At 71.3% G+C, this 21,970-nt stretch carries 24 protein-coding genes and 1 pseudogene; 15 read left to right on the top strand and 10 right to left on the bottom strand.

Annotation, left to right across the window (positions count from 1 at the left end; translation table 11 throughout):
- Positions 1-79: 79 nt before the first annotated feature.
- On the top strand, positions 80-1,060 hold the full coding sequence (locus ACFWHU_RS00490; protein WP_387222805.1) for an acetylxylan esterase: 981 nt from the start codon (positions 80-82) through the stop codon (positions 1,058-1,060).
- 40 nt (positions 1,061-1,100) lie between these two features.
- Here the strand turns inward: ACFWHU_RS00490 and ACFWHU_RS00495 are convergent, their stop codons facing one another.
- Positions 1,101-1,367, bottom strand: coding sequence for a hypothetical protein (locus ACFWHU_RS00495; RefSeq protein ID WP_078079332.1), 267 nt, complete (start codon positions 1,365-1,367; stop codon positions 1,101-1,103).
- A gap of 69 nt (positions 1,368-1,436) precedes the next feature.
- On the bottom strand, positions 1,437-1,883 hold the full coding sequence (locus ACFWHU_RS00500) for an ArsI/CadI family heavy metal resistance metalloenzyme (RefSeq protein ID WP_387222807.1): 447 nt from the start codon (positions 1,881-1,883) through the stop codon (positions 1,437-1,439).
- An 80-nt stretch (positions 1,884-1,963) separates the two neighbouring features.
- Between ACFWHU_RS00500 and ACFWHU_RS00505 the strand changes: the two genes are divergently transcribed.
- The 11 genes from ACFWHU_RS00505 (at position 1,964) to ACFWHU_RS00555 (ending at position 12,203) form a co-directional block, all read left to right on the top strand.
- On the top strand, positions 1,964-2,380 hold the full coding sequence (locus ACFWHU_RS00505) for an ArsR/SmtB family transcription factor (RefSeq protein WP_387222809.1): 417 nt from the start codon (positions 1,964-1,966) through the stop codon (positions 2,378-2,380).
- Entirely contained in the window at positions 2,377-3,504 is a 1,128-nt protein-coding gene (gene arsB, locus ACFWHU_RS00510; RefSeq protein WP_387222811.1) for an ACR3 family arsenite efflux transporter, read from the top strand. The genes ACFWHU_RS00505 and arsB overlap by 4 nt, the downstream gene beginning before the upstream one ends.
- On the top strand, positions 3,494-3,934 hold the full coding sequence (locus ACFWHU_RS00515) for an arsenate reductase ArsC (protein ID WP_387222814.1): 441 nt from the start codon (positions 3,494-3,496) through the stop codon (positions 3,932-3,934). Before arsB ends, ACFWHU_RS00515 begins: the two co-directional genes overlap by 11 nt.
- Before the next feature lie 258 nt (positions 3,935-4,192).
- Complete coding sequence (locus tag ACFWHU_RS00520) at positions 4,193-5,446, top strand: DUF1266 domain-containing protein (protein WP_387222816.1); 1,254 nt, start codon at positions 4,193-4,195, stop codon at positions 5,444-5,446.
- Positions 5,447-5,580: 134 nt separating this feature from the next.
- Positions 5,581-6,174 (top strand): helix-turn-helix domain-containing protein, encoded by a 594-nt coding sequence (locus tag ACFWHU_RS00525; RefSeq protein WP_387222819.1) that lies wholly within the window; start codon positions 5,581-5,583, stop codon positions 6,172-6,174.
- A gap of 83 nt (positions 6,175-6,257) precedes the next feature.
- Positions 6,258-7,490, top strand: a complete 1,233-nt coding sequence (locus ACFWHU_RS00530; RefSeq protein WP_387222821.1) for an NAD(P)/FAD-dependent oxidoreductase — start codon at positions 6,258-6,260, stop codon at positions 7,488-7,490.
- Positions 7,487-7,813 (top strand): (2Fe-2S)-binding protein, encoded by a 327-nt coding sequence (locus ACFWHU_RS00535; protein WP_078074084.1) that lies wholly within the window; start codon positions 7,487-7,489, stop codon positions 7,811-7,813. Before ACFWHU_RS00530 ends, ACFWHU_RS00535 begins: the two co-directional genes overlap by 4 nt.
- Before the next feature lie 11 nt (positions 7,814-7,824).
- Positions 7,825-9,357: an NAD(P)/FAD-dependent oxidoreductase gene (locus tag ACFWHU_RS00540; RefSeq protein ID WP_387222825.1), complete on the top strand. Its 1,533-nt coding sequence runs from the start codon at positions 7,825-7,827 to the stop codon at positions 9,355-9,357.
- Entirely contained in the window at positions 9,354-10,313 is a 960-nt protein-coding gene (locus tag ACFWHU_RS00545) for a dihydrodipicolinate synthase family protein (RefSeq protein WP_387222827.1), read from the top strand. The genes ACFWHU_RS00540 and ACFWHU_RS00545 overlap by 4 nt, the downstream gene beginning before the upstream one ends.
- Positions 10,313-11,314 (top strand): proline racemase family protein, encoded by a 1,002-nt coding sequence (locus ACFWHU_RS00550; protein ID WP_387222830.1) that lies wholly within the window; start codon positions 10,313-10,315, stop codon positions 11,312-11,314. The genes ACFWHU_RS00545 and ACFWHU_RS00550 overlap by 1 nt, the downstream gene beginning before the upstream one ends.
- 307 nt (positions 11,315-11,621) lie before the next feature.
- A complete protein-coding gene (locus tag ACFWHU_RS00555; RefSeq protein ID WP_385793246.1) occupies positions 11,622-12,203 on the top strand; it encodes a TMEM165/GDT1 family protein in 582 nt (193 codons plus the stop codon).
- Between the two features lie 27 nt (positions 12,204-12,230).
- Here the strand turns inward: ACFWHU_RS00555 and ACFWHU_RS00560 are convergent, their stop codons facing one another.
- A complete protein-coding gene (locus tag ACFWHU_RS00560) occupies positions 12,231-13,166 on the bottom strand; it encodes an SDR family oxidoreductase (protein ID WP_387222832.1) in 936 nt (311 codons plus the stop codon).
- Between the two features lie 147 nt (positions 13,167-13,313).
- Here ACFWHU_RS00560 and ACFWHU_RS00565 point away from each other — a divergent pair, with 147 nt between their 5' ends.
- A complete protein-coding gene (locus ACFWHU_RS00565; RefSeq protein WP_387222834.1) occupies positions 13,314-13,880 on the top strand; it encodes a TetR family transcriptional regulator in 567 nt (188 codons plus the stop codon).
- A 117-nt stretch (positions 13,881-13,997) separates the two neighbouring features.
- On the opposite strand, the gene ACFWHU_RS00570 is transcribed toward ACFWHU_RS00565, so the two are convergent.
- From ACFWHU_RS00570 to def, 7 genes and pseudogenes are all read right to left on the bottom strand, one after another.
- On the bottom strand, positions 13,998-14,606 hold the full coding sequence (locus ACFWHU_RS00570; RefSeq protein WP_387222837.1) for a TetR/AcrR family transcriptional regulator: 609 nt from the start codon (positions 14,604-14,606) through the stop codon (positions 13,998-14,000).
- A 92-nt stretch (positions 14,607-14,698) separates the two neighbouring features.
- The gene (locus ACFWHU_RS00575) at positions 14,699-15,082 is read right to left on the bottom strand and encodes a DoxX family protein (protein WP_387222840.1); all 384 of its coding nucleotides are present in this window, start codon (positions 15,080-15,082) and stop codon (positions 14,699-14,701) included.
- A 54-nt stretch (positions 15,083-15,136) separates the two neighbouring features.
- The gene (locus ACFWHU_RS00580; protein ID WP_387222842.1) at positions 15,137-16,069 is read right to left on the bottom strand and encodes a sigma-70 family RNA polymerase sigma factor; all 933 of its coding nucleotides are present in this window, start codon (positions 16,067-16,069) and stop codon (positions 15,137-15,139) included.
- A 125-nt stretch (positions 16,070-16,194) separates the two neighbouring features.
- Entirely contained in the window at positions 16,195-16,626 is a 432-nt protein-coding gene (locus tag ACFWHU_RS00585; RefSeq protein ID WP_387223919.1) for a VOC family protein, read from the bottom strand.
- Between the two features lie 48 nt (positions 16,627-16,674).
- A pseudogene (locus ACFWHU_RS00590) lies at positions 16,675-17,244 on the bottom strand (class I SAM-dependent methyltransferase); the annotation flags it as partial.
- Between the two features lie 68 nt (positions 17,245-17,312).
- Positions 17,313-18,914 carry an FAD-binding oxidoreductase gene (locus tag ACFWHU_RS00595; protein ID WP_387222844.1) on the bottom strand — a complete coding sequence of 534 codons (1,602 nt, stop codon included), beginning with the start codon at positions 18,912-18,914 and terminating at the stop codon, positions 17,313-17,315.
- 213 nt (positions 18,915-19,127) lie between these two features.
- Positions 19,128-19,700 (bottom strand): peptide deformylase, encoded by a 573-nt coding sequence (gene def / locus ACFWHU_RS00600; RefSeq protein WP_385793235.1) that lies wholly within the window; start codon positions 19,698-19,700, stop codon positions 19,128-19,130.
- An 81-nt stretch (positions 19,701-19,781) separates the two neighbouring features.
- Here def and ACFWHU_RS00605 point away from each other — a divergent pair, with 81 nt between their 5' ends.
- Both ACFWHU_RS00605 and ACFWHU_RS00610 read left to right on the top strand, forming a co-directional pair.
- Positions 19,782-20,378: a winged helix-turn-helix domain-containing protein gene (locus tag ACFWHU_RS00605; RefSeq protein ID WP_387222846.1), complete on the top strand. Its 597-nt coding sequence runs from the start codon at positions 19,782-19,784 to the stop codon at positions 20,376-20,378.
- Between the two features lie 172 nt (positions 20,379-20,550).
- Positions 20,551-21,822 carry an LAETG motif-containing sortase-dependent surface protein gene (locus ACFWHU_RS00610; protein WP_387222849.1) on the top strand — a complete coding sequence of 424 codons (1,272 nt, stop codon included), beginning with the start codon at positions 20,551-20,553 and terminating at the stop codon, positions 21,820-21,822.
- Positions 21,823-21,970 lie beyond the last annotated feature (148 nt).

Here is a 21,970-nt window from a genome sequence, read left to right on the forward strand (position 1 = left end):
CGGTGCCGCGCGCCCGGTGCCGGACGGGACCTCCGGCATCTGACCCCGCCGGACCCACCGAGAGAGAGAAACCGCCGCCATGCCGCTGATGGACCTGCCCCCGGAGGAACTTCGCGGCTACCTCCCCGACCGGGAGGAGCCGTCGGACTTCGACGCCTTCTGGGCCGACACCCTCGGTGAGGCGCGGAGCCACGACCGACCGCCCGTCTTCACGCCGTACGACGCCTGCCTGACCGAGGTGAACGTCTTCGACGTGAGCTTCCCGGGCTTCGGTGGCGACCCGGTGGCCGGCTGGCTGCTGGTCCCGGCCTCCGCCACCGGACCGCTGCCGTGCGTGGTGGGCTTCCTCGGGTACGGCGGCGGGCGCGGTTTCCCGTACGAGTGGCTGACCTGGCCCTCCGCCGGATACGCGCATCTGCTGATGGACACCCGCGGCCAGGGCGGCTCGCTCCAGCCCGGCGCGACGGGCGACCCGCACGGCAGCGGCGGCGCCTCGTCACCGGGCATGGTCACCCGGGGCATCGAGGATCCGGCGGACTACTACTACCGCCGGGTCTTCACCGACGCGGTCCGTGCCGTGGACGCCGCCCGAACCCACCCGTCGGTCGACCCGGCACGGATCGTCATCGCGGGCGGCAGCCAGGGCGGCGGTATCGCGCTCGCCGCGTCGGCGCTGAGCGACAACGTGAGCGCCGCACTGGTCAACCAGCCCTCGCTGTGCCACTACCGGCGCGCGCTCCAGGTGGTGGAGGGCAACGCGTACCGCGAGATCTGGACGTATCTGCGCACCCACCGGGAGTCGGCCGAGCGGGTGTTCAGCACGCTGTCGTACTTCGACGGGGTCAACTTCGCGGCCCGCGGAAGCGCCCCGGCGCTGTTCTCGGCGGCGCTGATGGACGACATCTGCCCACCGTCCACGGTGTTCGCCGCGTACAACCACTGGTCGGGACCGAAGGACATCCGGGTCTGGCCGTGGAACCGCCACGAGGGCGGCGGCTACTTCCAGGACCTGGAGCAACTGCGCTTCCTGCGGACGCTGCCGGGGCTCGGCGGGAGCTGAGCACGGCGGCGGGGCGGAAGGGGCGATTCGAAGGCGCGATTCAGCGTGAGTCGCCCTGCCAGTCCCAGCGCCGGGGATCATCGGCGCGCGGGCCGTACAGGGTGCGCCCGCCCGGCCCGTACGCACCTATCTCCGTGGGGAGCGTCGCGCCCTCGGCCAGCTCCTGATCCGTCCAGCCGGTGACGTCCAGCAGCAGCCCGTCGAGCGGACCCGCGCACAGTTCCCGGTAGCTGTGGCCGGTCCGCGGCCCGGGGTCCGGGTCCTCGTGGTCGGCGCCGTACACCCGGCGCCGCTTCAGTTCGTCCATGAACGCAGCATCTCAGCCACCACTGACAGCCGGGCCCCGGGCGGACGGAGCATCAGTTACGGACAGGGGTCAGCGGCAGCAGCCGTCGCCCGAGCCGGCGACAGGGCGGGCATCGGCATCGGCTACGGCGGCGCTCTTGCCCATCCGGTCGGCGTCGGCCTTCACCACGTACACCTCCCACGGCTCCTTTCCGGGACCGTGGACCCACACCTTGTCCTGGACTGCGTAGCAGCAGGAGGTGTCGTTCTCCTCGAAGGTGGCGAGCCCGGCGTCCTTGAGCCGGGTGGTGGCGGCCGTGACTTCGTCGGTGGTGTCGACCTCGACGCCGAGGTGGTCCAGGCGGGTCTCCTGGCCGGGCTCGCCCTCGATGAGCACGAGCTTGAGCGGCGGGGTGGTGATCGCGAAGTTCGCGTAGCCGGGGCGGCGCTTGGCGGGTTCGACGCCGAAGAGCTTGGAGTAGAAGGCGATCGAGCCTTCGAGGTCGGCGACGTTCAGAGCGAGCTGGGCACGGGACATGACTGTCTCCCCGGTCTTCTTGTATCGATGACTGTCGATACAAGCTTGCGTCTTGTTTTGATATCCGTCAACATAGAAGAATGTCGAAACAAGAGCTCGTCGTCCTCGGTCAGGACGCCGACGAATGCTGCCCCGCACTGCTGACCGCGCCGCTGGACGCCGATCAGGCCGACGTGCTGGCGAGGGTGTTCAAGGCCCTGGGCGACCCGGTCCGGCTGCGACTGCTGTCGATGATCGCCTCCCGCGCGGGCGGCGAGATCTGCGTCTGCGACCTCACCCCGGCGTTCGACCTGTCGCAGCCGACGATCTCCCACCACCTCAAGCTGCTGAAACAGGCCGGGCTCATCGACTCCGAACGGCGCGGGACCTGGGTCTACTACCGGCTGCTGCCGGAGATGACCGACCGGCTGGCCGCGATCCTGACCCGACCGGGCGGAAAGCCTCCGGCCGCGACCGCGCCCGTCGAAGCCGTCGAAGCCGTCGAAGCCGCCTCGTGAGCGCCGAAGTGACCTCGAAGGCGCGAGCGACGGGGCAGGCGGTCGGTCGGTTGTCGTTCCTGGACCGCTTCCTCGCCGTGTGGATTCTGCTCGCGATGGCCGCCGGCCTCGGCCTGGGCCGCCTCGTCCCCGGCCTGGGGGACGCGCTCGCGAAGGTCACCGTCACCGGCGTCTCGCTGCCGATCGCGCTCGGTCTGCTCGTGATGATGTACCCGGTCCTGGCCAAGGTCCGCTACGACCGTCTCGACGCCGTCACCCGCGACCGCCGGCTGCTCCTCCTGTCCCTGGTCCTGAACTGGATCGTCGGCCCGGCCCTGATGTTCGCCCTCGCCTGGCTCTTCCTGCCGGACCTGCCCGAGTACCGCACCGGCCTGATCATCGTCGGCCTCGCCCGCTGCATCGCGATGGTCATCATCTGGAACGACCTCGCCCTCGGCGACCGCCAGGCCGCCGCCGTCCTCGTCGCCCTGAACTCGGTGTTCCAGGTGTTCGCGTTCGCCGCGCTGGGCTGGTTCTACCTCGACGTGCTGCCCGGTTGGCTCGGCCTGGAGCAGACCGCGCTCGACGTGTCGGTGTGGGAGATCGCCCGCAGCGTGCTGATCTTCCTCGGCATCCCGCTCCTGGCCGGGTTCCTGACCCGCCGCATCGGCGAGAGGGCAAAGGGCCGTACCTGGTACGAGACGCAACTGATCCCGCGCATCGGCCCGTTCGCCCTGTACGGGCTGCTGTTCACGGTCGTCGTGCTCTTCGCCCTCCAGGGCGACGCCATCACCTCCAAGCCGCTGGACGTCGCCCGGATCGCGCTGCCGCTCCTCGTGTACTTCGCCCTCATGTGGGCCGGGTCCATGGCCGCCGGCCGCGCGGCGGGACTCGGTTACCCGAAGACGACCACGCTGGCGTTCACGGCCGCGGGCAACAACTTCGAACTCGCCATCGCGGTAGCCATCGCCACCTTCGGCGCCACCTCCGGCCAGGCCCTCGCAGGAGTCGTCGGCCCGCTCATCGAGGTCCCCGTCCTCATCGGCCTCGTCCACGTCGCCCTCGCCGCGCGCCGCTTCTTCCCCCGACCCGCACGGACGGCCGAACCGGCCGTCTCCCCGGAAGGTCCCGCACATGTCGTCTGAGTCTCAGCCGTCCGAATCCATCCCGCCCGAATCCAAGCCGTCCGTGCTGTTCGTCTGCGTCCACAACGCGGGCCGCTCACAGATGGCCGCCGCCTTCCTCACCCACCTCGCGGGCGACCGGGTCGAGGTCCGCTCCGCCGGATCCGCACCCGCCGACACCGTCAACCCGGCCGCCGTACAGGCCATGGCGGAAGCCGGGATCGACCTGTCCGCCGAGACACCGAAGGTGTTGACCGTCGACGCCGTACGGGCGTCCGACGTGGTGATCACCATGGGCTGCGGCGACACCTGCCCCGTCTTCCCCGGCAAGACGTATCTCGACTGGCGGTTGGACGACCCCGCGGGCCGAGGCGTCGATGCCGTGCGGCCGATCCGGGACGAGATCGAGCGCCGCGTACGCGACCTCCTCACCGAACTGCTGCCGCGCTGAATCCCTGCTCGCGCCACGGGCGGGCTGGAAGGGCGAGCCCTTCACTAGCGAGAGCGACCGGCACGTCTCGGTGTGGGAGAAGCCCGCTCACTGATGAACCGTCATATCGCTTGACCCGAGGGCCATTTGACGACCGACAGGACCGCTGAGCGGTCTGTGCGGATGGCGTACGGGAGCGTCCGTCGGCACCGGTACCGTATAAAGACGATCTTGCGGCCCTGAGGCGGGCCGGCACCGGTACGGTACGGAGGGGCACCCATGCGGACGGCGGCCGAGGACGAGGTCCACGACGAATTCTTCCCGTTCGTCCCCGGCCCGGAGGACGGCAGCCGCTGGCAGGCACCCGCCGACCTGGAGCAGCATCTCCACAAGCTGGCCGGGACCGGCAACGCGTACGCGTATCTGCGTGCCCTCGCCATCGAGGGCGTGTACTACCCGGTCAGGCTCGACGAGGCACTTGCGGCCGACGAGGGCACGTACCCGATGCTGACCAACCAGATCCCCGACGGCCGCACCGTGGCCCAGGTCTACACGGCGGGCCTGCTGCCCAGGCCGCACCCGTATCTCGTCTACGAGTACGCGACCCTGGGAGCGCTCGCGCAGATACTCCCCGCCGGTGTGGACATCCTCGCGGTCAACGTGGCCACGCCCTGCGAGCAGTACTTCCCCACCGACGACGAGGAGCGTGACGTCTGGCTGGACCTGCATCACGAGCTGTTCTCCTCCGAGGAGTTGATGGACCGTGTGGTGACCCGGCGCACCGGCGCTCCGCCGGCGGGACCGCTGCTGCACGGCCTGGCCTGCGGCGCGCACCTGTGCTTCACGAACGGCGACGCGTGGAACACCACGCACTGGCACGGCATGGGCCACCAGGGCGAGCGGGAGCGCGTCGCGGACTCGTGGGGCGTCCACGACCGCGCGGACTGGCTCGCGATCGAGGAGCGACTGCTCGAACGTGAAGTCAGCCCGTGGTACTGGGACTTCGTCCTCGGCGCGCGTGCGGCGCTGATCGCCGCGCAGGGCCCCCGCGTCGACGCCGAACAGTGGCGCGACTGCGTGGAGGCCACGATGCGCGACCAGGCCGCCCGGACCGGAACGTCCACCGACGACGCCGAGTTCGATGACTTCGTGGCCCATCTCCGCGCACTGGTCGGCAAGTTGCTCCGTTACGAGTCCCGCTTCCGCGCCGACGGTCTCCTGCCGCCCGACGCCGTCGTCCGGTCGGTCGCGGCGTGGGACATCGGCCGCGGCTCCAAGATGGCCCGCTGGGGCCTGGGTGCCCGGTACGCCACCGAGGCCGAGATGCACGCGGCGCTCGAACGCGCGTCAGCGACGGCACGGGCGGCGTACGGCTCGTGGGAGGAGTTCTCCGCCGGCTATGTGCTGGGGCGGTGTCTCCACTTCGACGATGAGGAGTTCGGCCCCTGGTACACGACCGTGCTCGACGCCCACCGGGCGCTGGCGACCACGCCGGACAGTCCATGGCTGACGGTTCCCTTCGACGCGAGGTGACGGCGGTCGAGTAACGTTCGCGATATCGAACGCACCGGCCTCTTCGCCACCCACTGAAGTGAACAGGTCGAAGTGAACAGATCGAAGTGAACAGATCGAAGCGAACAGACCTGACGGTCGAAGGAGATCGCCCGATGTCCCCCAGCAGCCCGGTCCGAAGCGCGCTGGCCGCCAATCTCCGCCGGGAGAGGGGCCGGCGCGGCCTGTCGCTCTCCGAGCTGTCCCGACTCTCCAAGATCGGCAAGGCGACCCTGTCGCAGCTGGAGTCGGCCACCGGCAACCCGACCATCGAGACGGTCTTCAGCCTGTCCCGCGCGTTGGAGGTGCCCATCTCCGACCTGCTGGAGACCGGCCACGCGGAGGCGATGACCGTGGTGCGGGCGGCCGAGGTCGACGTACTGAGCGGCGAGGGCGTCGATCTGCGCCCGCTCCGGCGGATCGAGGCGGGCGGGGTCATCATGGAGGTGTACGACCAGCAGGTACGCGCCGACGCGCAGCAGCCGTCGCTCGGACACGCCGGGACCGAGCACACGGTGGTGCAGAGCGGCACGCTCTCCGTGGAGGTGGACGGGCACGAGGTGGAACTGGGACCCGGTGACTACGTCTCGTTCGACGCCTCGCTGCCGCACCGCTACGCGGCGCACGACGGGCCGGTGCGATCGGTACTGCTGCTCCACTACCGGTCGGGAAGCGGCGCCCAACACGAGGGTTCGGGAACGCCTCACTAGCAACGGCTCGGGGGGTGTCGTTGACACCTCCGGTACGTCGCCATAGCCTCAACTTCGTTCGTTATGCAGAACGCGGAGGTCTGGTGAACCGAACACGAGTCGTCGTTGTGGGCGCCGGGATCATCGGCGCCGCCTGCGCCCGCGAACTCGCCGTCGCCGGTTTCGACGTACTCGTACTGGACCGCGCCGGGGCCGCCGCCGCGACCACCTCGCACGGCGAGGGGAACGTCCTGGTCTCCGACAAGGGCCCCGGTCCGGAGCTGGAACTCGCCCAGTTGTCCCGCCGGTTGTGGCCCGAGGTGCTGGCCGCTCTCGCCGAACGGCCCCCGTCTTCGCACCACGCGCCGGATGAGCCGGACGGCGTGGACACGGTCGAGTGGGACCCCAAGGGCGGCATCGTCGTGGCCACCACGGACGAGGGCGCCGAGGCGCTGCTCCCCTTCGCGGCGGCCCAGCGCGCGGCCGGGGTACGGGCCGAGGCCATGGACGACGACGCCCTGACCGCTGCCGAACCCTTCCTCACCGAGCGACGCACCGCCGCCGTGTACTACCCCGACGACGCGCAGGTGCAGCCGGCCGGCGCGGCGACCGCCCTGCTCACCGACGCCCTGCGGGCCGGGGCGCGGCTGCGTACCGGCCGCGAGGTGCTCGGCGCCGTCACACGCGGCGGCCGGCTGACGGCCGTGCGCACGGCGGACGGGCCGGTCGAGGCCGACGTGTTCGTCAACGCCGCAGGGCCGTGGTCGGGCGAGGTCGCCCGGCGGCTCGGCGTCCCGCTGGACGTCCGCCCGCGCCGCGGTGAGGTGCTGGTCACCACTCCCCTGCCGCCGACGGTCTTCCACAAGGTGTACGACGCCGACTACGTGGGCGCGGTGGGCAGCGGCGCGGGCGATCTTCAGACCTCGGCCGTGGTCGAGTCCACCCGGGCGGGCAGCATCCTGCTCGGGTCGTCCCGGCGGCGTGTCGGCTTCGACGACCGCATGCGCCCCGAGGTGCTGTCCGCCGTCGCGGCCAAGGCCCTCAAACTCTTCCCGTCCCTGGCGGGCGTTCACGTCATGCGGGCGTACGGGGGCTTCCGCCCGTACGTCCCCGACCATCTGCCCGTCATCGGCGCCGACCCGCGACTGGCCGGACTCTGGCACGCGACGGGTCACGAGGGCGCGGGGATCGGACTGTCCGTCGGCACCGCGCGGCTGCTGCGCGAGCTGCTGACGGGTGGTGAGACGGCGATCGACGCGAGTCCGTTCCGGGTGGACCGGCCTGCGGTGCTCGGCGACGCGGTCGACGCTTCGGCCACCAGCGAGGAGGGATCATGAGCCCACGTCTCGTACCCGCCGGGTCCGACCCGGCCGGCCGCCGGGACCGGCCGCTGACCATCACGGTGGACGGTGATCCGTACACCGGTGTCGCCGGCCAGACCCTGGCCGGGGTGCTGCTGGCCGCGGGCCGGACGTCCTGGCGCCAGGCCCCCTCGGGAGCGCCGCGCGGTGTGTTCTGCGGCATCGGTGTCTGCTTCGACTGTCTGGTGACGGTGAACGACGAGCGTGACGTACGGGCGTGCCGCCGCCGTGCCCGCGACGGTGACGCGGTGACCACCCAGTCACGTGCCACCGGCGAGCGGGACGGGCAGCGCCCATGAAGGGGAACCCGGTGACGGGTCGTCGTCATGTCGTCGTGGTGGGAGCCGGACCCGCCGGTCTCGCCGCCGCCGACGCGGCACTGGCGGCGGGCGCCGAAGTGACGCTGATCGACACGGCGGAACGGCCCGGCGGCCAGTACCACCGCATGCTGCCCGAGGCGTACGAGGCGACCGACCCCGGAGCCCTTCAGCACGGCTACCGCTCCTTCGACCGCCGCGCCCGCCGGGTGCTCGGGCACCCGCGCTGTACCTGGTGGGCGGAGAGTTCCGTATGGGCGCTGGAGCGCCGCGACGCGGCTGACACGGCCGACATGGCCGGCTCGACCGGGGACGGACCGCCGCTGGTGCACGTCCTGCGCGGTACGCCCCGGCGCCGCCATGTGCTGGAGCCCGACACCCTGGTGCTCGCCACCGGGGCCCACGACCGGGTGCTCCCGTTCCCCGGCTGGGATCTGCCCGGCGTCTACACCGCGGGCGCGGCCCAGGCGCTGGCCAAGGGAGAACGCGTGGCTGTCGGGGACCGGGTGGTGGTCGCCGGCACGGGGCCGTTCCTCCTGCCGGTGGCGACGTCACTGCTGGAGGCCGGGTCCCGGGTGCTGGAGGTGCTGGAGGCGGGCCGGCCGGGGGCGGTGGCCGGCGGCTGGCTGCGCCGCCCGTGGGAACTGGGACCGCAGCTCGGCAAGTCCGGTGAACTCCTCGCGTACGCGGCGGCGTTGGGGCGCCATCGGGTCCCGTACCGGCTCGGCAGAGCGGTCGTCGAGGCGCGCGGGGACGGCCGGGTCGAGGAGATCGTCACCGCCCGCGTCCGCGCGGACTGGTCGGTGGTGCCGGGCAGCGAAAGCGTCGTCGCCGTGGACGCCGTCTGTGTCGGTCACGGGTTCACCCCACGGCTGGAGCTGCCGGTCGCGGCCGGGTGCGACCTCCGCCCGGTACCCGCCGGGCCGTCGGCGGATTCACCCGCCGGTTCGCCCGCCGACGTCTTCGTGGACGTGGACGACGACCAGCGGACGAGCCGGCCCGGCGTGTACGCGGCGGGCGAGATCACCGGTGTCGCCGGTGCCCCGGCCTCACGCGCCGAGGGCGCCGTGGCCGGCTGGATCGCGGCGGGCGGCGCCCCGGAATCCCGCGCCCTGGCCACGCTGCGCGTGAACCGCGACCGGGGCCGGGCGTTCGCCGCCCGGCTCGCCGCCGCGCATCCCATCGGCCGGGCCTGGTCCGGCTGGCTGCGTCCCGACACCGTGATCTGCCGCTGCGAGGAGACGACGTACGCGGCGGTGTGCCGATCGGCCGACGACCCCACCCGTACGGAACCGGGGGTGGCGAAGCTGGCGACGCGGGCCGGACTGGGGCCCTGCCAGGCCCGTATGTGCGGGCCCACGGTCGCCGAACTGCGCCGCAGCGCCGACGCGGGCGCCGGCCCCCATCACCGGCCCGTCGCCGAGCCGATCAGGCTCGGCGAGCTGGCCCGTCCACCCGAGCCCCCGCAGGGTTCTTCCGACCCGTCCGCGCACCCCGACTCCCCTGTGGAGGAGAGCACTTCATGAACAGCACCACCACCGACGAGCCCAACCTGCCGAACCGTCCCAACCCGCTGACCGGGGTCGTCGTCGCGACCGCGCTCCCCTACCGACAGGACGCGTCGGCCCCGGCGGGCCTCGCCGTCGACTACGACGCCTACGCGGAGCACTGCCGCTGGCTCGTCGACAACGGCTGCGACGGGGTCGGCCCCAACGGATCGCTGGGCGAGTACTCGTCGCTGACCGACGACGAACGCCGCACCGTCGCCCGTACCGCCATCGAAGCGGTACGTGGTCGCGGCAAGGTCGTCGTCGGCGTACACGGACCGGGTTCGCACCAGGCCGTGCGATGGGCCGAGGCCGCGGCGGAGGACGGCGCCGACGGGGTGCTCTGTCTGCCCCCGACGATGTACCGGGCCAGCCCCGCCGAGGTCGTGGCGCACTTCGAGGCCGTGGCGGCGGTCGGCCTGCCGGTCATGGTCTACAACAACCCCGTCGACACCAAGGTCGACCTGACGCCCCAACTGCTCGCGGAGATCGCCGGGATAGAGAACGTCCTGGCGGTCAAGGAATTCTCCGGCGACGTACGGCGCGTGCTGGAGATCAAGGAGCGGGCCCCCGGCATCGACGTGATCAGCGGCGCCGACGACGTTGCGCTGGAGAGCCTGCTGATGGGGGCCACCGGGTGGTTCGCCGGCTTCCCCAACGTCTTCCCCGCCGAGTCCGCCCGGCTGTTCCGGCTCGCCACGGAAGGGCGGCTGGACGAAGCGCGCGCCCTCTACCGGCCGCTGGTCGCCGCGTTCCGCTGGGACTCGCGTACCGAATTCGTCCAGGCCATCAAGCTGGGCATGGAGATGGTCGGCCGCTACGGCGGCCCCTGCCGCCCGCCGCGCGGCCCGCTGATCCCCGCCCACCGCGAGCAGATCACAGCTGAGATGCGGCAGGCGATCGACTTCCTCGCCACGGAAGGACGGCTGGACTGATGCGCAGCGTAAGGACGATCAGCGCGGTCGACTCCCATACGGAGGGCATGCCGACGCGCGTGGTCACCGGAGGTGTGGCGCCCGTTCCCGGCGCCACGATGGCCGAGCGCCGCCGTTACGCGATGGAACACCTGGACCCGCTGCGGCGGTTCCTGGTCGACGAACCCCGTGGGCATCCGGCGATGAGCGGGGCGATCCTGCAACCGCCGACCCGCGGTGACGCGGACTGGGGCGTCCTGTACATCGAGGTCAGCGGCTTCCTGCCGATGTGCGGGCACGGCACGATCGGGGTGGCGACGGTACTGGTGGAGACCGGGATGGTCACGGTCACCGAGCCCGAGACCGTGGTACGTCTCGACACCCCCGCCGGCCTGGTCGAGGCCCGCGTGACGGTGCGCGAGGGCGTCGCCGAGAAGGTCACGCTGCGCAATGTCGACGCGTTCGCGCTGGAGCTCGACGCGAAGGTGACGGTGCCGGGACTGGGCGAGGTCCGGTACGACATGGCGTACGGGGGCAACTTCTACGCCATCGTGGATCTGGCGTCCCTCGGGCTGCCCTTCGACCGGGCGCGCAAGGACGACATCCTCGCGGCGGGGCTCGCGATCTCGGAGGCCGTCGACGCGCACAACCCGCCGGTGCATCCGGCGGATCCGGCGATCCGCGGCTGCAAGCACGTGCAGTTCCTCGCGCCCGGCTCGGACGCCCGGCACTCCCGCAACGCGATGGCGATCCGGCCCGGTTGGTTCGACCGGTCCCCCTGCGGCACCGGTACGTGCGCCCGGATGGCGCAGCTCCATGCCCGTGGAGAGCTGGCGCTGGACACGGAGTTCGTCAACGAGTCGTTCATCGGGACCCGGTTCACGGGGCAGTTGGTGGGGACGAGCGAGGTCGCGGGAGTACCGGCCGTGGTGCCGGAGTTCTCGGGCCGCGCGTGGATCACCGGAACGGCCAACTATCTGCTGGATCCGGCGGATCCGTTCCCGAACGGCTTCGTCCTGTGAGCCGTCCACCGAGCCGTGTCCGCGCACGTCATTCCCGCCTCGACGGCCGTCGGACGGCGCCTGTTACGATCGGTGGCAGCGAAGGGGAGTAGTCCCGAGAACCGCTGGTCGACACACTGGACGCCCCAGGGCGTCCCGGCCACCGGGCCGCCGCATACTCTGCGGGGGCGGACGAGACCTTCGACCAAGGCATGATTCCGGCCCGCACGCTGTGTGGGCCGCACCATCGTGCCGGGTCGAGTGGTTCTTCCCGTCGCCCTCCGGGTGCCGCACGAGCTACGGCCCGGCCCCGGCAGAGAGCAAGAGAATGACCTTCGACCCCCTGGCGATCCTCACCGCCTTCGGGCTGATCTTCCTCGCGGAGCTCCCCGACAAGACCATGTTCGCCTCGCTGGCCATGGGCACCCGGATGCGGCCGCTGTACGTGTGGTTCGGCACGTCCACCGCCTTCCTCGTGCACGTCGCCATCGCGGTCGGCGCCGGCAGCCTGCTGAGCATGCTCCCGGCGATGGCCGTCAAGCTCGTATCGGCGGCGCTGTTCGCGTTCGGCGCCTTCGTCCTGCTGCGCGGCGGGGACGACGACGAGGAAGAGGGCGCCGGCAAGACCGTCACCGGCTTCTGGCCCGTCTACACCACCGCGTTCATGGCCGTGTTCATCAGCGAATGGGGCGACCTCACCCAGATCACCACGGCCAACCTCGCGGCCGGCAACGGCTGGCTGCCCACCGCGATCGGCTCGGCCCTCGCGCTGATGTCGGTCTCCGCGCTCGCCCTGCTGGTGGGCCGCTTCATCGCGCAGCGCGTACCCCTGAAGACCGTGCAGCGCATCGGTGCGGCGTGCATGGCGGGCCTCGCCGTCTGGACGCTCGTCGAAGCGTTCACGCTCTGACGCGGGGCCGCCCGGACGCGGGGCCGGTCAGCTGGAAGGCGTGGCGAAGTAGTGGCCCTTGTCGAGGTCGTCGATGAGGCCCGGTCCGGTCGGCCGCCAGCCCAGCAGTTCGCGGGTGTACGCGCCCGAGGTGGGCGAGTCCAGACCGAGGAAGCCGGCCATCCACGTGAAGTGGCCTGCCGCGTCGTCCGGGGAGACGGAGGCCGAGGGAACGCCGAGGTGGCGCCCGATCACCTCGGCGACAGCACGGATCGGCACGCCCTCTTCGGCGACCGCGTGCAGCGTCGAGCCCGCCGGGGCACCCTCCAGCGCCAGACGGAACAGACGCGCGGCGTCGGAGCGGTGCACGGCGGGCCAGCGGTTGGCGCCGTCGCCGATGTAGCCGGAGACACCCTTGTCGCGGGCGATCGCGACCAAGGTCGCCATGAAGCCGTTGTCCCCGTCGCCGTGCACCGTCGGGGTCAGACGTACGACGGACGAGCGCACGCCGCGGTCCGCGAGGGCGACCGTCGCCTGCGCGTTGGCCAGCCGCTTGGCCGGGCCGCCGCTCATGTGGGCGCCGGCCGGGCCGGATGCCTGGCCCTCCTCCTCGGTGGCGAGCCGCCCCGGTGCCAGCCCGAGCGTCCCCGAGGCGATGAGGAACGGACGGTCCGAGCCGGCGAGCGCGTCGCCGAACGTGTCGATGGCACGCCGGTCGGCGTCGGCGGCGTCCTCGAAGCCGCCGCTGAACGCGATGTCGTGCTTGAACGCGAGGTGGATCACGCCGTCGGACTCGGCGGCCGCGTCGCGCAGGGTGTCGAGATCGTCGATCGTGCCGCGGCGTACCTGGGCGCCCGCCTGGGTGAGCGCGGCTGCCGAGGCGTCCGAGCGGGCGAGCCCGACCACCTCGTGGCCGGCGCCGATGAGCTCGGGAACGAGGGCCGAACCGATCCAGCCGGACGCGCCGGTGATGAACACACGCATGGGAAGTACCTCCGGGTCGGTGCCCGTCCGGCCGCACGGGCACCGGAACAAGAGGGTGCGCGACGGAATGGCGGGCGACTCCATGTCAGTCACTGTCATCGACAGTAACAGCTGATGTCAGCGACTGCCATCACGTAGGATCCGGGCATGGGTCGATGGGAGCCGAACGCGCGCGGGCGCCTCGAACAGGCGGCGCTGGATCTCTTCGGCGAACGCGGATTCGAGCAGACCACCACCGCACAGATCGCCGAACGCGCCGGGCTCACCGAGCGGACGTTCTTCCGGCACTACTCCGACAAGCGCGAGGTGCTGTTCGGGGGTTCGCAGCTGCTGGAGAAGACCTTCGTGGACACCCTCGCCGCCACCTCGGAGACGGCCACGCCGATCGACGCGATGGCCTCGACGCTGGCGACCGTGGCCGGCTTCTTCGTGGAGCGCCACGAGTTCGCCCGGCAGCGCCAGACCATCATCCTGGCGAGCGCGGAGCTGCGTGAGCGCGAGCTGATCAAGCTCGCGTCGCTGTCCGCGGCGCTCGCCGCCACGCTGCGCCTGCGCGGCGTCAAGGACCCGGCCGCGAGCCTCACCGCGGAGGCGGGCATCGCCGTCTTCAAGATCGGGTTCGAGCGCTGGGTCGCCGACAGCGGGGAACGCTCCCTGGCGGACCACCTGCGCGAGTCGCTCGACGAGCTCAAAGCGGTGGCCGCGGGCGAGTGACCGCGGGGCGCGGTGGATCGAGCGTTCATGGATGGGACGTCCGTGCATTGGACGTCCGTGCATTGGACGTCCGTGCATTGGACGTCCGTGGATCGGACGTCAGTGGATCGAGCGTCCTCAGACAGTCGGCCAGCTTCTCAGGGCCATGTCGGCCACCAGTTCAAGATCCTCGTGGGTGGCGCCGCCGACGGCCTGGACGGCGATGCCGTTCCCCACGGTCATGACGTAGCGGGCGAGCAGCATGGGATCGCTGCCGGGAGGAAGGTCGCCCTCTGCGACGGCCTGCTGAAACCGGTCCCGGAGTCGCAGCATGCCTTCGGTGCGCCAGACGGCGAGGGCATCACGGGCGAAGCGAGCGGGGTCGCCCGCGGCGAGAGAGCCCTGGACGCCGAAACAGCCGGCGGGGTGATCGGGTGAGGTGGTGGTACGGATGGAACCGCGCAGGAACGCCGTGGCCACCTTCAGGGCGGTGGGTTCGCGCAACGCCTGGGTCGCGTACGAGGCGGGGCCCGCGGCGTAAAGCTCCAGCGCCTTGCGGAACAGGGCCTCCTTGTTGCCGAAGGCCGCGTACATGCTGGTACGGGTGATACCCATGGCGCCGGTGAGATCGGTGAGGCTGGCGCCTTCATAGCCCTTTTCCCAGAAGACGCGCATGGCCGTGTCGAGGGCCTTGTCGGCGTCGAAGCCTCTGGGGCGGCCGATCGGCGCCGTTCGGTTGAGCTCCATGGCACCAAGCGTATCTCTTCTGTACCGGTTGGTCCGCAAGGTCCCGTCCAGGACCTCCGGGGCAGGCCCTGGACAGCATCGTCCCGGAAAGGTCAGCCGGTGAAAGACTCAGGTCCGAAGCGGCCGAAGGCCACGAAGGCGACCAGCACGGCATAGGTCAGGTCCAGCAGCGTGTGGCCGAACTCGCGGCGGCGGTAGGTCACGATCGCCGCGCCCACCATGATCGTCGTCAGGCCGGTCGCGGCCACCGGTACCAGAATCGGCGCGATGCCGAGCAGTGCGGGCAGGATCAGCCCGACGGCGCCAAGGATCTCGAGTGCTCCGAGTGCCTTCACGAAACGGGGGCCGAAATCCAGGACCCATCCACCGCCGGGAGCCTTGGCCAGCTTCTCCCGCGGAATGAACAGCTTGTTGGAGCCCGCGATCAGGAAGACGGCGGCGAGGAGTCCGGCGATGATCCACAGAGCGGTGTTCATGAGTTCTCTTCCTTCGTCGGTGGGTTCCACCCACTTGGACGAAGAGCCCGTCCCCTACGTAACATCGCGCCGCTCGTGGCCGCCCGGCGCTCCCCGGGGCAGCCACTGACCGGGATGTGCCGGGAGGTCCATGGCCGCGAGGCGGGCCGGGTCGCTCACGGAGAGCATCTCGACGATCCGGCCGTCGGCCACGGTGCACGCCATCACGCCCAGCAGCTTGCCGTTCGGTCCCCAGGCCACGATCCCGGACTCACCGTTGACGAGGACGGGGCGTGCGGTCACCGCGGCACGAACCCCGACCTGGACCCTGCCGACCACCTCGGCCGCGCCCAGCTTGACGACCACTCCGCGCGCGGAGTAGGAGCGCCACGTCACGTCCGGGTCCAGCAGCCGCAGCAGTCCTTCGAAGTCTCCGCCGCGCGCCGCCGCGAGGAACGCGTCGATGACCGCTCGCTGCTGGTGGCGTTCCTCGGTCGGGCGCGGTGTGTCCTGTACCTTCCTGCGGGCCCGGCTGGCGAGCATCTTCGTGGCGTCCGTGGACCTGCCGATGATCTGGCCGATCTCCTCGAACGGCACCGCGAACATGTCGTGCAGCACGAACGCCAGCCGCTCGGTGGGGCGGAGGGTACCGAGCACCACCAGCAGGGCCAGCCCTACCGATTCGGCGAGCAGCGCGTCGTCCTCGGGCGCTCCGCCGAAGTCCTCGGTCACCACCAGTTCGGGCAGCCGGTCGTCGTACGACGCCTCGGGCCGGGCCTTGCGCGAGCGCAGCACGTCGATGCAGACCCGGCCCACCACGGTGGTCAGCCAGCCGGCGAGGTTGTCGATCGAGGCCGCGTCCTGGCGCGCCAGCCTCAGCCAGGCCTCCTGCACCGCGTCCTCGGCGTCGGCCCGCGATCCGAGCATCCGGTAGGCCACCGCCACGAGGCGCCCGCGCTGCTCCTCGAAGGCTCCCGCCAGGGCTTCGTCCGGGGCTGGTCCGCTCATGTTGTTACCTTCCTCAAGCGAGTTCCGTCATGAGTGCTGACGAACCCGGAAGGGTGAAGGTAACCGGTGGACGCGCGAGATCTGCGGTCGCGGGTGGCCCGGCCGTCGCCGTTTCTCCGTGCGCCTCAGGCGACCGGTTCGCCGATGCCCAGCATGTTCCCCTCGCTGTCACGGAACCAGGCGCCGCGTTCGCCCCGTGCGCCCTTGCTCGGGTAGTTGCCCTCGATCTCGGCGATCCCGTCCTTCGTCCGAAACCCGGGTGCGTCGACCTCTTCGAACACCACGCCGCGCCGCTTCAGCTCCGACACGACGCTCTCGATGTCGTCGACCGTCAGCGCCATCTGCGTGAACGTGCCGGGCGAGGCCCCCATGGACCGGAACAGCACGAACTCCGCGCCCGCGCACCGGTACAGCAGCCCACCGGGGCGCTCGTCCACGGGCTCCAGACCGAGTCGCTCGGAGTAGAAACGCCGCGCCCGGTCGAGGTCCTGGGCCGGAAGCCGGGTCGCCACGCGGGCCCCGGCCAGAGTCCCCGTCGGCACGGCGTCCGCCGTCATGGCGACGGACCAGGCGCGGATGCCCGCCGGGTCCGAGATGATCTCGATCGTGGCCGGCTCGATCGAGTCGATCCGCAGCGCGCCGGCGAACGCGGCGGTGATGTCGTCCCGCGTGAGCCGGTGCGGACCTCTGGCGCCGGGTGTCAAAGGCTCCCGGTCGCTGAAGCAGAGCATGAAGTAGCGGCCTCCGGGGCGCAGCACCGCCCGCAGGCCGCTCGCGAAGGCGGTGCGGTCCTCAGGGTCGAGCATGTGGAACAGGCCGCTGTCGAGCACCGTGTCGAACCGCTCCCCCAGATCGGCCACGCCGCGCGCGTCGTGGTGGAGGAACCGCGCGGACAGGCCACGTCGGCGTGCCTTGTCCTCGGCGGCCCGCAGCGCGCTGGCCGCCAGGTCCACGCCGGTGGCGTCGAGACCGAGGGCGGCGCACATGAGTACGTGCTCCCCGGTCCCGCAGCCGACGTCCAGGACCCGCCCCCGGACGGCGCCGGAGCGCGCGAGATCGAGGAACACCCGCTGCGGGCGCCCGATCTCCCACGGCGGCCGGTCTGCGTACAGATCGTCGAGCCGCTGCCAGGGGTTCGCGGTGCCCGCGTCGTCGGGCGGGGTCGGTCCGGACATCAGGTACGGCCTTCCGTCTCCGGTGTTGTGCGGTGGAGCGCTCCGCGCGTTTTTCCGACTCCGCGCGGTCAGCGGCGCTCGGAGGCGCCGACGGCCTGCGCGTAGCGGAACAGGCCCGCGGGGTCGTACCGGCGCTTGATCTCCACCAGACGCTCGTAGTTGGCGCCGTAGTAGGCGTGCTGCCAGTCCCGGAGATCCGGGTCGGGGAAGTTGACGTAGGCCGCGTCGGTACGCAGTCGGCGGCTGAGCGTGCGGTACATCGCACGGGTCTGCTCAAGCAGCGCGTCCACATCGGTACGGGCGGTCTTCGGCTTCCACTGGGTGCCGATGTCGATCACGAACGTGGCTCCGCGGTGGGGGTAGGAGGTCTCGTCCGAGCGGGGAGCGCCGCTGGCGCCGCCCATGGCGAAGAGCGTCACGTACCCGCCGGCCCGGGCCTTGCCGGGGCGCCAGCCACGGGTCCATTCGATGATGGCGCGCACCGTCTCCGGGGTCAGCCACCGGTCGGGGACGAGGGACTTGGTGGCATGGGACTCCGGCGAGGCGGTCGCCTTGATGTAGTCCTGCGCGGACCAGAAGTCGCGCTCCTCGATGAACGCCTTGGCCGGTCGCAGCTTCAGCAGCCGCCCGAAGATGCCGCGCAGCTTCTCCTCGGAGCCGAGCCGGTGACCGAGCATCGACAGGGAAGTCCGGCCGTCGCCCGCGTGGTTGAAGGTGATGCGCAGATCGAGGTCATTGCCGCGGTCCGTGTCGAGCAGGTGCTGCGCCTCCTCCATCACCTCGACGCCCGCTCGCAGGTCGAAGGTGATGTCGAAGACGGTGGCGCGCAGTCGGTTCACCGGTACGGCGTCGAAGACCAACGCGGTGTTGATCCCGAAGTTGCCGCCCGCCCCGCCTCGGCACGCCCAGAAGAGGTCGGCGTTCTCGTTGTCCGCGGCACGCACCACGGTCCCGTCGGACAGGACGACCCGGGTCTCGGCGAGCCGGTCGCAAGTCAGGCCCCACTTGCGGTCGTTGAAGCCGAGGCCGCCGCCGAGCGTCAGGCCCGCCACGCCGACGCCGGGGCAGCGCCCGCCGGGGAAGTACAGACCCGACTTACGGGCCGCGTACACGTCGGAGTTGGTGGCGCCCCCGCCGAGGTGCAGCCGGCTTCCCTTCGGCTCGACCTTCCGGATCGCCCGCAGACCGATCACCAGACCGCTGGTGGTCGAGAATCCCGCGTAGTTGTGGCCGCCGGAGCGGGGCACGAAGGGCACTTGGTTCTTCACGCACCAGCGGACCGCGGCAGCCACGTCCTTCTCCGAGGCGCAGCTGAGGACTCCGGCGGGACGGATGGAGGCGTAGCGCTGGTTGTTGGCGGTCGCCTGGGTCGAGTAGTCCTCGTCGCCCGGTCGGTAGAGCTTGGCGGCCGCGCTCACCGTACGGCGCAGCTCCCGCCAGGCGGCGGGGTCGGGGCGCGGGGCGGTGGCGGCCGTCGCAGGACGGCTCCCGTACGCCCCGGCCAGTACGGCCCCGGCCGCCGAGGCCAGTACGGCCCCGGCCGCCGAGGCCGCGCCCGCGCGCAGTGCGACTCGTCGGCTGACTTGTCCGCTTGCTTGTCCGTCGGCTTCTCCGCCTGCCTGTCCGTTGGTTTGTCCGCCGGCTCGTTGTCCGCTGATCTGCACAGTCATTCCCTTCCTGCCGCCATCACATGGGTCGCCCGTATCGGGCAGGCTCACCATGGAGCGGCGGGAGGAAGCGTGCGAACCACGACACTCTCGGGTGGTCACGGTTCACGCGAATGCGCGTGAATACGCGTGCGTGGGCGTCCGTGGGCGTGCGAGGGCGTGAAGCGCGTGACGGGTCGGCACGGGGTGCCGGATCGGCGGAGCCCGTCCCCCCCATCAGCTCAAGTCGGCCGCCCTGAGCGCGCGTTGGGCGAAGACCTCCTCGCGCCGGTCTTCCATCTGCCGCAACGCGTCCTTGCGGTCCCGCTTGGAGAGCCGGTCCAGATACGTGTGGCCGGCGAGGTGGTCGCTCTCGTGCTGGAGGCACCTGGCGAAGTAGCCCATCCCCTCGACGACGAGCGGGTTGCCGTCCTGGTCGAATCCGCGGACGACGGCACGATCGGTGCGGGGAACCGTCATAACGGCACCGGGCACCGACAGGCAGCCCTCGACGTCGTCGACGAGCCGCCGGCTGCCCGGATCGGGCTGGTCCAGAACGGGGTTGACGATGTGGCCGACATGCCGGACCCCGTCGTCGTCCGGGCAGTCGTACACGAACAGCCGTAAGTCCACACCGACCTGATTGGCCGCCAGCCCGGCACCCTCGGCCACGTACATCGTCACGAACATGTCGTCGATCAGCGTCGACAGCTCGGCGGTACCGAACTCGGTCACCTCCCGGCACGGCCGGCTCAGGATCCCCTCGCCCACCACCGTGATACGACGCACCGACCCACGACGAACAGACACAGCTGCCTCCCCCACCTGATACCCGACCTCTTCGGCAAGGGCCACTTGCCAAGTCCTTTGCAAAGTAGCAGACTTTGCAAAGTGACTGAAGACGACGTCAACACTCCGCCCGACCGCACGGACAGCGCTCACCGGTCCGGCGGCCCCGACGGGGGGCTTCGCGAACACGAGGTCCGCACCGCACTGTTGGACCTGCTCGCCGAAGTGGGCACCGTCACGGCGACCGAAGCCGCCTCGCGCCTCGGCCACAGCTCCGGACTCTGCTCGTTCCACCTGCGGCAGCTGGCGCGTCACGGATACGTCGAAGAGGCCCCGCACAACGGGGGCCGCGCACGCCCCTGGCGTCTGACGCGGCACAACCCCGCTGTCGGGGAGCCGGCGGAGGAGCGGTTCGGCGACCTGGCCCGGGGACTCGAGGACGAGAGCTGGCAGCGGTGGCTGACTCAGCGGGACGAGGCGCCGTCCGAATGGCGCCACGACGAAGCCTTCAGCGCGGTGGCCTATCTGACACCGGAAGAGATGAGCCGGGTCGCGGAGGTGGTCCGGCGGGCGCTCGCGCCCTACCAGGACCGCGAACAACGCCCGCTGGCCCGGCCCGACGGCGCTCTGCCGGTGGCCCTCATCAGCCGGTTGTTCCCCCTGCTCCCCCACCCGCGGGACGAGGCGGACCGGAGCTGAGAGGCGGGGCGCGGGTTCGCCGCCGGGGGAGAGACGTTCGATGCCGGCAGCCGATTTCAGGCCGTAGGACCCGGCCGAAGGCAACCGTTCCCCGGAGAAAGCTGTCTTCGCCTACGAAGGATTTTCCACCACAGGACATCGTCCGTTCACCCCGTCCCGCAGAGGTTGTTCCATGCCGACTCCCCCACGCACCCGTCGTACTTCCCGCAACTCCCGTGCGGCGGTCACCGCTGTCGCCGCGCTGAGCGGCGCCGGTCTGATCGCGCTGGGCACGATCCCCGCCGCGTTCGCCGATGAGACCGGGCCCGCTCTGGTCGTGGGCGACGTCGCACCGGTCGACGGCGTGAAGCCGGGCAGCACCTTCGATCAGCCGGTTACGGTGGCGAACAAGGGCACCGAGGCCGCGGACAAGGTCTGGGTCCACTACTCGGTCACCCGGGGACTCGACTACGCGGCGATCCCGTCCAACTGCGAGGCCCACCAGGTCCCGTCCTACGACGAGATGACCGAGAAGTCGAACGTCGTGTGTGAGTTCGACCAGACGGTGGAGCCGGGCGCCGTCTACGCGCCCGAGAAGCCCCTCGCGATCAAGGCGCTGGACCGCGCGCTCCACGACGACCTGCGCGTGAGCGTCGGCGACAGCGACCCGGAGCTGGACGAGAACGCCACGCCGCCGGTCGCCGGAACCGCGCCCGCGGTGAAGCTGGTGGAGCGCCAGGACGGGGACGAGGGCACCGAGAGCGCCGTCGACGTGACGGTCACCTCCGTCAACAAGGCCGACTACCGGGTGACGGGCGACGAGTTGGCGGGTCGCGTCGGTGAAACGGTCACGCTGAAGGTGAAGTTCACCAACGCCGGTCCCGCTTGGGTGCTGACGAAGGAGGGGGACCCGCTCGTCGGCGTCCTCATCACGCCCCCGGCCGGAACGTCGGTCGTCAAGCCGCACGGGTTCTGCGAGCCCAAGGGGAAGGCGTACGACTGCGGAACCAGCCAGCGGTGGGTCAACGAGGGCGGGGGCGAGACCTACACCTTCAAGCTGAAGATCGACAAGCAGGTGGCGGGCGCGAAGGGTTCGGTGGCGCTGAGCGACGAGGCGCGGCCCTTCGACCCCGACAAGACGAACGACAAGGCCACCATCACGCTCGACGTGACGGGCGGCGGGACGTCCGGGTCGAGTGGCGCCACCGGCGGCGGCTCGGCCGGCGGCTCCGGTGGCTCCGGCTCGACCGGCGGCAGCGCCGGGTCTGACGGCGGCTCGTCGACGACCGGTGGTTCCGGTTCCTCCTCGACCGGCGGCAACGAGTCGGCCACGGCCGGCGGCGACCTGGCCAGCACCGGCTCCTCCTCGACGCTGCCGATCGCGGGCGCGGCAGCCGCGGCGGTGGTCGCGGGTACGGGCATCGTCCTCGTCGTACGCCGCCGCCGGGCCCAGAACGCCGGCTGACTCCGACGTTGTCGTCGGGCGCTCCTACGGGCAACTACCGGAGCAGGAGCGCCGACGGCTGGCGCTTTCGTCGTCGCGCGCCGTGGCCGAACGGACTGCATCGGCTTCCGATTGGGTAACTCCGTCCCATTGGACGTGACCAGCAGTA

Source organism: Streptomyces sp. NPDC060366, assembly GCF_042725135.1.
Lineage (GTDB): Bacteria > Actinomycetota > Actinomycetes > Streptomycetales > Streptomycetaceae > Streptomyces.